At 72.0% G+C, this 12,729-nt stretch carries 9 protein-coding genes and 1 tRNA gene; 3 read left to right on the top strand and 7 right to left on the bottom strand.

The genetic code is table 11. The features are described from left to right. Positions 1-77: 77 nt before the first annotated feature. Positions 78-686, bottom strand: coding sequence for a response regulator (locus ABZ863_RS33915; RefSeq protein WP_093560438.1), 609 nt, complete (start codon positions 684-686; stop codon positions 78-80). Positions 687-833: 147 nt separating this feature from the next. On the opposite strand from ABZ863_RS33915, the gene ABZ863_RS33910 reads away from it, so the two are divergent. Beyond that, a tRNA-Leu gene (locus tag ABZ863_RS33910) sits at positions 834-917 on the top strand. Between the two features lie 80 nt (positions 918-997). After that, the gene (locus ABZ863_RS33905; protein ID WP_128463561.1) at positions 998-1,786 is read left to right on the top strand and encodes a helix-turn-helix domain-containing protein; all 789 of its coding nucleotides are present in this window, start codon (positions 998-1,000) and stop codon (positions 1,784-1,786) included. A 46-nt stretch (positions 1,787-1,832) separates the two neighbouring features. Here ABZ863_RS33905 and pyk read toward each other — a convergent pair whose 3' ends face one another. Beyond that, a complete protein-coding gene (pyk, locus tag ABZ863_RS33900; RefSeq protein ID WP_358543706.1) occupies positions 1,833-3,281 on the bottom strand; it encodes a pyruvate kinase in 1,449 nt (482 codons plus the stop codon). Between the two features lie 273 nt (positions 3,282-3,554). On the opposite strand from pyk, the gene ABZ863_RS33895 reads away from it, so the two are divergent. Next, positions 3,555-5,372, top strand: coding sequence for a 5'-nucleotidase C-terminal domain-containing protein (locus tag ABZ863_RS33895; RefSeq protein WP_358288501.1), 1,818 nt, complete (start codon positions 3,555-3,557; stop codon positions 5,370-5,372). Positions 5,373-5,461: 89 nt separating this feature from the next. On the opposite strand, the gene ABZ863_RS33890 is transcribed toward ABZ863_RS33895, so the two are convergent. The 5 genes from ABZ863_RS33890 to ABZ863_RS33870 form a co-directional block, all read right to left on the bottom strand. Next, a complete protein-coding gene (locus ABZ863_RS33890) occupies positions 5,462-6,877 on the bottom strand; it encodes a SidA/IucD/PvdA family monooxygenase (protein ID WP_023419938.1) in 1,416 nt (471 codons plus the stop codon). Continuing rightward, on the bottom strand, positions 6,874-8,253 hold the full coding sequence (locus ABZ863_RS33885; RefSeq protein WP_358281884.1) for an aminotransferase class V-fold PLP-dependent enzyme: 1,380 nt from the start codon (positions 8,251-8,253) through the stop codon (positions 6,874-6,876). The genes ABZ863_RS33890 and ABZ863_RS33885 overlap by 4 nt, the downstream gene beginning before the upstream one ends. Positions 8,254-8,485: 232 nt before the next feature. After that, the gene (gene pepN, locus ABZ863_RS33880) at positions 8,486-11,050 is read right to left on the bottom strand and encodes an aminopeptidase N (RefSeq protein ID WP_358543704.1); all 2,565 of its coding nucleotides are present in this window, start codon (positions 11,048-11,050) and stop codon (positions 8,486-8,488) included. A gap of 124 nt (positions 11,051-11,174) precedes the next feature. Then, a complete protein-coding gene (locus ABZ863_RS33875) occupies positions 11,175-11,918 on the bottom strand; it encodes a Clp protease N-terminal domain-containing protein (RefSeq protein WP_358281888.1) in 744 nt (247 codons plus the stop codon). Between the two features lie 49 nt (positions 11,919-11,967). After that, positions 11,968-12,651, bottom strand: coding sequence for an HAD-IA family hydrolase (locus tag ABZ863_RS33870; RefSeq protein ID WP_128464467.1), 684 nt, complete (start codon positions 12,649-12,651; stop codon positions 11,968-11,970). Positions 12,652-12,729: the final 78 nt, after the last annotated feature.

Here is a 12,729-nt window from a genome sequence, read left to right as displayed (position 1 = left end):
CTCGAACACCTCGGGCGACATACGCAGGAGAGCGTCGAGGAAGCCGGGGCCCGCTCGTCTGCCTGCGGTGCCGGGGCTCAGCCCTTGGCGGCGCGCTTCTCCTCGTCGTCCTCGATGACCGCCTCGGCGACCTGCCGCATCGACATGCGGCGGTCCATCGAGGTCTTCTGGATCCACCGGAAGGCGGCCGGCTCGGTCAGTCCGTACTGGGTCTGGAGGATCGACTTGGCCCGGTCGACCAGCTTGCGGGTCTCCAGGCGCTGCGAGAGGTCCTCGACCTCCTTCTCCAGCGTCCGCAGCTCGGTGAAGCGCGAGACGGCCATCTCGATCGCCGGCACCACGTCGCTCTTGCTGAACGGCTTCACCAGGTACGCCATGGCTCCGGCGTCCCGGGCGCGCTCGACCAGGTCGCGCTGGGAGAAGGCGGTGAGCATGAGCACCGGGGCGATGGACTCCTCGGCGATCTTCTCGGCCGCCGAGATGCCGTCCAGCACCGGCATCTTCACGTCCAGGATGACCAGGTCGGGGCGGTGCTCCCGGGCCAGCTCGACGGCCTTGGCCCCGTCTCCGGCCTCCCCGACGACGGAGTACCCCTCCTCCTCCAGCATCTCCTTGAGGTCGAGCCGGATCAGCGCCTCGTCCTCGGCGATCACCACGCGGGTCGTCAGCGGAGGGACGTGCGACACGTCACCGTCTGAGACGGGCTGGGACTCGGGCTCGGGGACGCTCACGGGGGTGCTCCTTGGCTCAGGGCGGGGTCGTGCTGCTGCTGGATTCAGGGTACCTAGCTGCGCGCGGGAAGCTCCGGCGGGTATAGTCCCTCTAGTGCGCTCGCCGGGTTGGCGGAACAGGCATACGCGGATGTCTCAAACACATCTGTCTGAAAGGACATGCGGGTTCGAGTCCCGCACCCGGCACACGAAATGGAATTTCACCTTCGGGTGGAGTTCCATTTTTTTGTTCTCATTCCGGAGATCCGCTCCCTAAAGTCGGAGTCATGATCTTCCACTCTCTCGAAGTCCGCCAAAAAGCATTGACTCTGCTGCGGGATGGCATACCCAACAGCGAGGTCGCACGCCGCCTCGGCATAGCGAATGGCACCATCGGCTACTGGAAGCACAAAGACCTCGCCAAGCGCGGCGAGTGCCCGGGCCGCAGGTCCCCACTCTGCCCGCGCTGCGACGGACGCGAGCTGGACGCCCCCGCATACGTCCAGCTCCTCGGCCTCTACCTGGGCGACGGGCACATCCTCTGCCGTGCCGCCCACGGCTCCCCCAGTCTGTCGATCACCATGGACGACGCCTGGCCCGGCATCCAGGACGAGTGCGAGTCGGTCATGCGCGCCGTGCTTCCCGACAACAGTGTGCACAGGGTCACGAGAATCGGCTGCCACAACATCAAGGTCTATTCCAACCACCTCCCCTGCCTGTTTCCCCAGCACGGGCCCGGCCCGAAGAACGCACGGAGAATCATCCTGGCGGAATGGCAGCGGGAACTGGTCGACGTCCACCCCTGGAAATTCATTCGCGGACTCATCCATTCCGACGGCTGCCGCCTCACCAACTGGACCGTGCGCACCGTCGGGGGAGAAAAGAAGCGCTACGAATACCCGCGCTACTGGTTCACCAACACCTCGGACGACATCCGTGAGCTGTTCACGGACACCTTGGACAAGGTGGGCGTCATGTGGACGTCCTGCCCGCGCAAAGGTGTTCCGTACAACATCTCCGTAGCCCGCAAACCCTCCGTAGCCCTCATGGACGCCCACGTGGGGCCGAAGTACTGACCTGTCCCCAGCACCCCGGCCCGTGCGGCGGCGGCCCCGAGTGGGGTCAGGGGCGGGTGGCGGGGGCGGTGTCGTCCTCGCCGATGTGGTGGACGCGGACCAGGTTGGTGGAGCCGGAGACGCCGGGGGGTGAGCCGGCGGTGATGACGACGGTGTCGCCGCGCTGGCAGCGGCCGACCTTCAGGAGGTACTCGTCGACCTGGTCGACCATGGCGTCGGTGGAGTCGACGTGCGGCCCGAGGAAGGTCTCGACGCCCCAGGTGAGGTTGAGCTGGGAGCGGGTGGCCGGGTCGGGGGTGAAGGCGAGGAGCGGGATCGGCGAGCGGTAGCGGGAGAGGCGGCGGACGGTGTCGCCGCTCTGCGTGAAGGCCACCAGGAACTTGGCGCCGAGGAAGTCGCCCATCTCGGCGGCGGCCCGGGCCACGGCGCCGCCCTGGGTGCGGGGCTTGTTGACCTCGGTGAGCGGTGGGAGCCCCTTGGCGAGGATGTCGCTCTCGGCGGCCTCGACGATGCGGCCCATGGTGCGCACGGTCTCGACCGGGTACTTGCCGACGCTGGTCTCGCCGGAGAGCATCACGGCGTCGGTGCCGTCGATGACGGCGTTGGCGACGTCGGAGGCCTCGGCGCGGGTGGGCCGGGAGTTGTCGATCATCGAGTCGAGCATCTGGGTGGCGACGATGACCGGCTTGGCGTTGCGCTTGGCGAGCTTCACGGCGCGCTTCTGGACGATCGGCACCTGCTCCAGGGGCATCTCCACGCCCAGGTCGCCGCGGGCGACCATGATGCCGTCGAAGGCGGCGACGATGGATTCGATGTTCTCGACGGCCTGCGGCTTCTCGACCTTGGCGATGACCGGGACCCGGCGGCCCTCCTCGTCCATGATGCGGTGGACGTCCTCGATGTCGCGGCCGCTACGGACGAAGGAGAGGGCGATGACGTCGGCGCCGGTGCGCAGGGCCCAGCGGAGGTCCTCGATGTCCTTGTCGGAGAGGGCGGGGACGGAGACGGCGACGCCGGGGAGGTTGAGTCCCTTGTGGTCGGAGACCATGCCGCCTTCGACGACGGTGGTGCGGACGCGGGGGCCGTCGACGGCGGTGACTTCGAGGGTGACCCGCCCGTCGTCGACGAGGATGCGTTCGCCGGGGGTGACGTCGTCGGCGAGGCCGGGGTAGGTGGTGCCGCAGCTGTGGCGGTCGCCCTCGGCCTCGGGTTCGACGGTGATGGTGAAGTCGTCGCCGCGTTCGAGGAGTACGGGGCCTTCGGTGAAGCGGCCGAGGCGGATCTTCGGTCCTTGAAGGTCGGCGAGGATGCCGACGCTGCGGCCGGTCTCGTCGGAGGCCTTGCGGACGCGTGCGTAGCGTTCTTCGTGCTCGGCGTGGAGGCCGTGGCTGAGGTTGAGGCGGGCGATGTCCATTCCGGCTTCGACGAGGGCCTTGATCTGCCCGTACGAGTCGGTGGCCGGTCCTAGGGTGCAGACGATTTTTGCTCGGCGCATGGTTCGACCCTAGGGCCTACCGACGGGTAGACGATTGGCCGCGCATGACTGGTCAACGACCTTTTGGCGCAAGGGTATTGACAACTGTTGAATTGTGCGCGGGCTCGCTCTGATGAGCGTTCCCGGACCGTTCCGCACCCCCTTTCGAGCGAAAGAGCGAAGGTGTGGACGAATAGGCTCCGCGTCACCGGACGGAAACCTGGGAGGGGTGTTGCGGAGGGGGCCTCTGCGCCAGAATCTACGCGCGTTGTCTCAGCGAACGAGGAGTGGATGATGGCGGTCAACCGCAGGGGTTTCGTGGGTGGTTCGGCGGCGGTGGGCGCGGGGCTGGCGCTCGGCGCGGGGGCGGTTACGGCCTCGGCGGCGGGCGGGTCGGGGCAGGGCCACGGCCAGGGCGGGCACGGTCGTGAGCGGCGGTACGCGTTCACCGTGCTGGGCACGACGGACCTGCACGGCAACGTCCTGAACTGGGACTACTTCACCGACGCGGAGTTCGACGACGCGGACCACAACGATGTCGGCCTGGCCAAGATCTCCACGATGGTCGAGGGGGTCCGCGAGGAGCGCGGCCACCGCAACACGCTGCTGATCGACGCGGGCGACACGATCCAGGGCACCCAGCTGTCGTACTACTACGCGAAGGTCGACCCGATCACGGAGCGCCGGGGTCCGGTGCATCCGATGGCACGGGCGATGAACGCGATCGGGTACGACGCGGCGGCGCTCGGCAACCACGAGTTCAACTACGGGATCGAGGTGCTGCGGAAGTTCGAGGAGCAGTGCAGCTTCCCGCTGCTGGGGGCCAACGCGCTGGACGCGAAGTCGCTGCGGCCGGCGTTCGCGCCGTACGTGATCAAGCGGATGCGGACGCCGTTCGGGCGGGATGTGCGGGTGGCGGTGCTGGGGCTGACCAATCCCGGGGTGGCCATCTGGGACAAGGTGAACGTGCAGGGCCGGATGGTCTTCCCGGGGCTGGTGGAGCAGGCGGCGAAGTGGGTGCCGAAGCTGCGGTCGATGGGCGCGGACGTGGTGCTGGTGTCGGCGCACTCGGGGACGAGCGGCACCTCGTCGTGGGGTGACCAGCTGCCGTACGTGGAGAACGCGGCGGCGCAGGTGGCCGAGGAGGTGCCCGGGATCGACGCGATCCTGGTGGGGCACGCGCACAGGGAGATCGCCGAGTACGTGGTGGAGAACAAGGAGTCGGGGCGGCCGGTGGTGCTCTCCGAGCCGTTGAAGTGGGGGCAGCGGCTGACGCTGTTCGACATCGAGGTGGTGTGGGAGCGGGGCCGCTGGGTGGTGGAGCGGGTGGCGTCCGAGGTGCGGAACTCCAACACGGCGGAGGAGGACCCGCGGATCGTGCGGCTGCTGGCCGAGGAGCACAGGAAGGTGGTCGCCTATGTGAACCAGGTGATCGGGACGTCGGTGGAGGAGATGTCGGCGGCCGAGGGTCCGGTGAAGGACGTGCCGGTCATCGACCTGATCAACCATGTGCAGACGGAGACGGTGCGGGCGGGTCTTGCGGGCGGTGCGTACGCGGAGCTGCCGGTCATCTCGCAGGCCTCGTGTTTCTCGCGGACGGCGCGGATGCCGGCGGGTGAGGTGACGATCAAGGACGCGGCGGGTCTGTACCCGTTCGAGAACACGCTGGAGGCGCGGGTGCTGACGGGCGCCCAGCTGAAGGAGTACCTGGAGTTCTCGGCGCGGTACTACGTGCGGACGGCGCCGGGCGCGCCGGTGGATCCGGCGGCGCTGACCAACGCGGACGGGATTCCGGACTACAACTACGACGCGCTGTCGGGGGTGACGTACGAGGTGGACGTGGCGCAGCCGGTGGGTTCGCGGATCGTGGGGCTGGCGTTCGAGGGGGAGCCTGTGGCGGCGGACGCGCGGTTCGTGCTGGCGGTGAACAACTACCGGGCGAGCGGCGGCGGGGCGTTCCCGCACGTGGCGTCGGCGGAGCAGGTGTGGGCGGACCCGGAGGAGATCCGGAACACGATCATGGAGTGGGTGCGGGAGAAGGGGACGGTGGATCCGGCGGAGTTCGCGTCGGTGGGGTGGCGGCTGACGCGGGAGGGTGAGCCGGTGTTCTGAGGTGCTGTGGGGTGTGGGTGGCGCGGCCGGGGGCGGGGTTGCCTCCGGCCGCGTGGCCGTCTCGTGGCGGTGGCGTGGCCGGGCCCGGGTCAGTGGGGTTCGGCGAGGGGGGTGAGGGTGTGCCGGGGGTGGGGTTCGGCGCCGGGGCGTTCCAGGCCGAAGGTGGTGAAGGCGGTGCGGTCGGGGAGGGGGTAGGGCTGGGTGCCGGTGAGGGTGTTGAGGATGGTGGCGGAGCGCCAGGCGGCGAGGCCGAGGTCGGGGGCGCCGACGCCGTGGGTGTGGCGTTCGGCGTTCTGGACGTAGACGGCGCTGCCGGTGCGGCTGATGGCGGGGTCGAGGTGGAGGCGGTAGTGGTCGTCGATGCGGGGGCGTTCGGCGTGGTCGCGGCGGAGGTAGGGGTCGAGGGCGGCGAGGAGGCGGTCGAGGGGGCGTTCGCGGTAGCCGGTGGCGAGGACGACGGCGTCGGTGGTGAGGCGGGTGCGGGTGCCCTGGGTGAGGTGTTCGAGGTGGAGTTCGACCTGGGTGGTGGCGACGCGTCCGGCGGTGCGGACGGCGACGCCGGGGGTGAGGGTGGCGTCGGGCCAGCCGCCGTGGAGGGTGCGGCGGTAGAGCTCGTCGTGGATGGCGGCGATGGTCTCGGTGTCGATGCCCTTGTGGAGCTGCCACTGGCGGGGCAGGAGCTGGTCGCGGGCGGTCTGGGGCAGGGAGTGGAAGTAGCGGGTGTAGTCGGGGGTGAAGTGTTCGAGGCCGAGTTTGGAGTACTCCATGGGGGTGAAGGCCTCGGTGCGGGTGAGCCAGTGGAGCTTCTCGCGGCCTTCGGGGCGGGCTCGTAGGAGGTCGAGGAAGATCTCGGCGCCGGACTGGCCGGAGCCGATGACGGTGATGTGGTCGGCGCCGAGGAGCCGTTCGCGGTGGGTGAGGTAGTCGGCGGAGTGGACGACGGGGACGACGGGCGCGTCGGCGAGGGGTTTGAGGGGTTCGGGGATGTGGGGGGCGGTGCCGACGCCGAGGACGAGGTTGCGGGTGTGGACGCGGCCGAGGGCTTCGGCTTCGCCGTCGGCGCCGGTCTGGGTGTAGTCGACTTCGAAGAGGGCGCGTTCGGGGTTCCAGCGGACGGCGTCGACCTGGTGGCCGAAGTGGAGCCCGGGGAGGTTCTCGGCGACCCAGCGGCAGTAGGCGTCGTACTCGGCGCGGTGGATGTGGAAGCGCTCGGCGAAGTAGAAGGGGAAGAGGCGCTGGCGGTGGCGGAGGTAGCTGAGGAAGCTCCAGGGGCTGGCGGGGTCGGCGAGGGTGACGAGGTCGGCGAGGAAGGGGACTTGGAGGGTGGCGCCGTCGATGAGCATGCCGGGGTGCCAGTGGAAGGCGGGGCGTTGTTCGAAGAAGGCGGTGCGGGGGGTGTCGGCGATGCCGTGGGCGAGGGCGGCGAGGGAGAGGTTGAAGGGGCCGATGCCGATGCCGACCAGGTCGTGGGGCTGGTCGTGGTCGGGGGTGCGCTGCGCGGTCATCGGGGGGTGTGTCCTTCCACCAGTTTCAGCATCCGGTCGAGGTCGCCGGGTTGGGTGTGCGGGTTGAGCAGGGTGGCTTTGAGCCAGAGGCGGCCGTCGGCGCGGGCGCGGCCGAGGACGGCGTGGCCGTCGTCGAGGAGGGTGCGGCGGACGGCGGCGACCTGGTCGTCGTCGGCGTCGGTGGGGCGGAACAGCACGGTGCTGAGGGCGGGTCGTGCGTGGAGGGTGAGGGCGGGGTGGTGGTGGATCTTGTCGGCGAGGGTGGCGGCGAGGTCGCAGACCTGGTCGATGAGGGCGCCGAGTCCGTCGCGGCCCAGGGCGCGGAGGGTGACGGCCATTTTGAAGGCGTCGGGGCGGCGGGTGGTGCGCAGGCTGCGGCCGAGGAGGTCGGGGAGGCCGGCTTCGGTGTCGTCGTGGGAGTTGAGGTAGTCGGCGGTGTGCTGGAGGGGGTCGAGGCGGCCGGTGTGGTGGACGGCGAGGATGCCGGCGGCGACGGGTTGCCAGCCGAGTTTGTGCAGGTCGAGGGTGACGGAGTGGGCGCGGTCGAGGCCGTGGAGGGCGTGTTTGCGGTGGTCGCTGAAGAGGAGGGGTCCGCCGTAGGCGGCGTCGACGTGGAGGTCGGCGCCGTGGGCGGCGCAGACGTCGGCGAGGGCGGGGAGGGGGTCGATGGCGCCGGAGTCGGTGGTGCCGGCGGTGGCGGCGACGAGGACGGGGTGGCCGGTGAGGCCGGTGAGGGTGTGGTGGAGGGCTTCGGGGTCGAGGGTGCCGGTGGGGGTGGGCACGGGGTGGGTGGCGGGGAGGCCGAGGAGCCAGGCGGCGCGGGGGAGGCTGTGGTGGGCGTTGGCGCCGTGGACGACGTGGAGGGGGGCGGGGTGGCGTTCGCGGGCGAGGAGGAGGGCGAGCTGGTTGGCCTCGGTGCCGCCGGTGGTGAGGAGGGCGTCGGGGTGGTCGGCGGCGGGGTAGGTCTCGCGGGCGAGGGTCCGGGTGAGTTCGGCTTCGAGGGCGGAGGCGGCGGGGGCCTGGTCCCAGGAGTCGAGGGAGGGGTTGAGGACGGAGGCGGCGAGGTCGGCGGCTGCGGCGAGCGCGAGAGGCGGGGCGTGGAGGTGGGCGGCGCAGAGGGGGTCGGCGGGGTCGGCGGCGCCCTGGGTGAGGGCGTGGACGAGGGGGCCGAGGGCGGCGTCGGGGCCGGTGCCGTGGTCGGGCAGGAGGGGGTGGGCGGCGGTGTGGACGCGGCGGGCGGTGGTGGTGGGGCCGCCTGCGGGGAGGGGGCCGCCGCGGTCGAGGGCTCCGGTGCGCAGGGCGTCGAGGACGGCGGCGAGGAGGGGCGCGAGCGCGTCGGGTCCTGCGGTGCCTCCGGCGAGGGGCGGGGTGTTCATGTTTCTGCTGGTCCTTCAGGCGCGCGCGGGCAGGGAGTTCCAGCTTGTTGGGGGGTGGCGTGCGGAGGGGCGGCGAGTGCGGGAAAGGGGTCCGAAAGGGGGATTACGGCGCGGTTGGCGGGCGGGTCGCGGGGTGGGCCTGGTAGGGGCGCGGGGGTACGGCTGAGGGCGGCGGGTCCACTCCCCCGCCGCCCTCTTCGGTGTCGCGGCCCGGTGTTTGCCGGGCCCTGGTTCAGCCGGCGGCCCCGACCCGGCGGTCTCGGACGCGCAGGGCGCGGGCGAGGTCGTCGATCTGGTCGGCGAGGCGGCGGCGGAGGGCGGGGACGAGGTCGTCCTGGGCGAGGGCTGCGCGGCCGAGGGCGAGGGCTTCGTCGTCGACGGCGTACGCGGGGAAGGCGGTGGCGCCGACGGCGGTGGCGAGGGCGGCGCCGCGGCGGCGGGCGAGGCCGGGGGCCTCCTGGTAGTAGCGGTGGACGTAGGGGCGGACGAGGGCGGTCTGTTCGGGTTGCCAGAAGCCCTGGGCGGTGGCGGTGAAGAGGTAGTTGGAGAGGGTGTCGTCCTCGAACATGGCCTCCCAGGCGCGGCGTTTGGCGTCGAGGTCGGGGAGGGCGGCGCGGCAGCGGGCGGCGCCTTCCTGGCCGGTGGCGCTGGGGTCGGCGGTGAGTTCGGCGTCGATGGCGGCTTCGTCGACGGCGCCGAGGACGGCGAGGCGGCCCAGGATGCGCCAGCGCAGGGCGGGGTCGAGGTCGGGGCCGCCGGGGACGAGGCCGTCGTCGAGCCAGGCGGTGAGGGTGGCGGGCTGGGTGGCGCTGTCGATGAAGTGGCGGACGGCGACGAGCCGCAGTCCGGGGTGGGCGTCGGTGCGGTGGGCGCCGCCCTGGCCGCGGGTCCAGTCCTCGGTGCTGAGTCCCTCGGTGCGGCGGAGCAGGTCGCGGCAGAGGGCGGTGAGGGTGGCGAGGGCGGCGGGCCGGTCGTCGGGGTGGGTGTAGACGTCGGCGACGTGGCGGGAGGCGAAGCCGAGGACGCCGGTCGTGACGGCGAGGTCGCTCTCGTGCGGGAGGTGGGTGCGGGCGGCGTCGAGGTAGGCGGCGGGGTCGAGCCGGCCGTCGCGGACGAGGTCGCGGGCGGTGTTCCACAGGACGGCGCGGGTGAGCGGGCCGGGGAGGGTGGCGAGGGTGGCCAGCGCGGTGGTCCAGGAGGCGGGGTCGAGGCGGAGTTTGGCGTAGGTGAGGTCCTGGTCGTTGAGGACGACGAGGTCGGGGCGGTGGCCGGGGAGGGTGAGGGGCTGGTCCTGGGGGAGGTCGAGGTCGAGGTGGTCGCGGCGGGTGGGGGGGCCGGTCTGGGGGGTGTGGTCCCAGGTGGTGACGGTGATGCGGTGGGGGCGGGTGCCGTCGCGGTCGACGGTGAGCTGCCAGGTGGGGGCGGCGGGGGTCCCCGTGTCGGTGGCGTGGGCGGTGAGGGTGTCGACGCCGCTGGTGCGCAGCCAGGTTGCGGCCCAGGTGTGGACGTCGCGGTCGGTGGCGGAGGCGAGGTTGTCGAGGAAGTCGGCGAGGGTGGCGTTGGCGAAGCGGTGGCGGGTGAAGTGGCGGTTGATGCCGGCGAGGAAGTCCTTCTCGCCGAGCCAGACGGTGAGCTGGCGCAGGGCGGCGGCGCCCTTGGCGTAGGAGATGCCGTCGAAGTTGAGGAGGGCGGAGGCGGTGTCGGGGACGGCGTCGGGGTCGGGGGCGACGGGGTGGGTGGTGGGGCGCTGGTCGGCGTCGTAGCCCCAGTCCTTGCGGCCGGCGGCGAAGTCGGTCCAGACGTGGGTCCAGCGGGTGGCTTCGGCGACGGTCTGGTAGCCCATGTACTCGGCGAAGGACTCGTTGAGCCAGATGTCGTCCCACCAGGTGAGGGTGACGAGGTCGCCGAACCACATGTGGGCCATCTCGTGGGCGATGGTGACGGCGCGGGAGCAGCGTTCGGCGTCGGTGACGGCGGAGCGGAAGACGTAGGAGTCCCGGAAGGTGACGAGGCCGGGGTTCTCCATGGCGCCGGCGTTGAACTCGGGGACGAACGCCTGGTCGTAGGAGTCGAAGGGATAGGGCTCGTCGAACTTCTCGTAGTACCGGTCGAAGAGGGCGGTGGTGGTGGAGAGGAGTTCGGTGGCGTCGGCGTCGAGGTGGGGGGCGAGCGAGCGGCGGCAGTGGATGCCGAAGGGCAGGCCGTGGTGGTCGGTGCGGACGGTGTGCCAGGGTCCGGCGGCGACGGCGACGAGGTAGGGGGAGATGAGGGGGGTGGTGGCGGCGGTCCAGTGGCCGTCGCCGTGGTGGGTGGTGATGCCGTTGGCGAGGACGGTCCAGTGGGGCGGGGCGGTGACGGTGAGGTCGAAGTGGGCCTTGAGGTCGGGCTGGTCGAAGGCGGCGAAGACGCGGCGGGCGTCGTCGAGGAAGAGCTGGGTGTAGAGGTACGTCTCGCCGTCGGCGGGGTCGGTGAAGCGGTGCATGCCTTCGCCGGTGCGGGAGTAGGCCATGTCGGCCTCGACGGTGAGTTCGTGGGGGCCGGGGGCGAGGCCGGTGAGGGGGAGGCGGTTGCCGTCGAGGGTGGCGGGGTCGAGGGGGGTGCCGTCGAGGGTGACGGTGTGGAGGCGGGCGGGGTTCAGGTCGATGAAGGTGTCCCCGGCGGCGCGCGCGGTGAAGTGGACGCGGGTGCGGGAGGCGAAGGTGGTGTCGCCGGTGGTGAGGTCCAGGTCGACGGCGTAGCGCTGGACGTCGAGGAACTGGGATCGGGTCTGCGCTTCGTCGCGCGTCAGGAGGGACATGCGGGCCATGCTGCCCGATGGCGCGGGACGGGCACAGGGGGGCCCGGCGGGGGCGCGGGGGTACGCCCCCGGGGGCCGGCTCCTCCGGGGGCGTGGGGTGGTGCGGGGGGTGGGTTCCGGGGTGTCAGCCGTTCTCGTCGGTGGGGCTGTCGAGGAGGGCGCTGATGGTGCGGACGATCTCGGTCTCGGCGGCTTCGGGGTCGGCGCCGAGGGTGGTGAGGGGGCCGCCGCCGCTGAGGTTCTCGTGTTCGAGGAGGGCGAGGAGGAGGTGTTCGGTGCCGATGAAGTTGTGGCCGAGGCGCAGGGCGACGCGGAAGGTGAGTTCGAGGGCCTTGCGGGCGGCGGCGTCGTAGGGGATGAGGTCGGGGAGGGTGTCGGCGGGCGGCTGTTCGCCTGCGGCGACGGCGGTGCGCAGCGCGTCGGCGGTGATGCCCTGGCCGGTCAGGAGGTGGGCGGCGACGGAGTCGGGGTCGGCGAGGAGGCCGAGGGCGAGGTGGCCGGGGCCGATGTGGGGCTGGCCCGCTGCGCGGGCGGCCTCCTGGGCGGCGACGACGGCGTTGCGGGCGCGGGGGGTGAAGCGGCTGAAGCCGTCCTTGGGGTCGAGGTCGCCGCTGCCCTTGGGGACGAACCGCTTCTGGGCGGCCTGCTTGGTCACGCCGAGACCGGTGCCGATCTCGGTCCAGGAGGCGCCGGAGCGGCGGGCCTGGTCGACGAAGTGGCCGATGAGGTGGTCGGCGACGTCACCGAGGTGCTCGGCGACGACGACGGCTCCGGAGAGGCGCTCCAGGGGGTCGGTGTGGCTGCTCTTGATGGCGTCGATGAGGTCGTCGAGGCGTACGGACCGGGAGGGTGTGCTGAATTCCGTCATGCGTCAACCTTAAGTTGACGCAGGGGCATCGTCAACCTTTGGTTGACGCCTAGGGCTCCCCGTCCCCCTCCCCCGTCCCGGCGTTGGCGTTGAGGATCAGCCCGGAGAGCTCCAGCAGCCCGCCGATCCGGAAGCCGGGCAGCGCGCGGGCCTCCGCGGACTCCCAGTCGAGCACCGCCCACGGCCCGCGCCGCACCAGCGCGGTACGCAGCCCCGCCTCGGAGGCCGGCCGCACGTCGTACGCCCACCGGTCGCCGACGTGCAGGATCTCCCCCGGCGCGAAGGGCAGCGCCCCGGCCAGCCGCCGGAAGAAGGCCGGGTCGGGCTTGGCCACGCCCCACTCCCCCGAGGCCGCGACCAGCTCCGTCTCCTCGGCGAGCAGCCCGCGCAGCACATCCGCGCCGCGCGCCGTCAGATTGCCCGCGACCCCCACCACCAGCCCGTCGGCCCGGAGCGCCGCGAGCGCGGGCCGGGCGTCGGGGTACAGGTCGGCCTCGGTGTACGTGTCCTCGGGTACGCCCGCCTCGGCGCGGGCCGCCCGCTCCGCCGCCGCACCGAAGCCGGGCCGGACCACGGCGCACGCCTCCTCGAAGCCGCCCCCGGCGGCGAGGGTGGCGCCGAGGACCGCCGAGAAGGTGTGCGGGGAGACGCCCAGCCAGTCGGCCCACGCCGCGTACCGGCGGGTCTCGTCCACCAGGCACTCACCGACGTCGAGGACCACCGCACGGATCATGGGGCCGAGCATAGGGGCCTGTGCGCGGGCCGCCGGGAGCCGCGCCCGGCGGCCGCAGGGCGTGGCGGGCCTGTACCC

Origin of the sequence: Saccharomonospora sp. NPDC046836, assembly GCF_040645195.1 — a bacterium.
GTDB lineage: Bacteria > Actinomycetota > Actinomycetes > Mycobacteriales > Pseudonocardiaceae > Prauserella_A.
The sequence above is the reverse complement of the archived record's forward strand: the minus strand, read 5'-3'. Positions and strand labels throughout refer to the sequence as shown.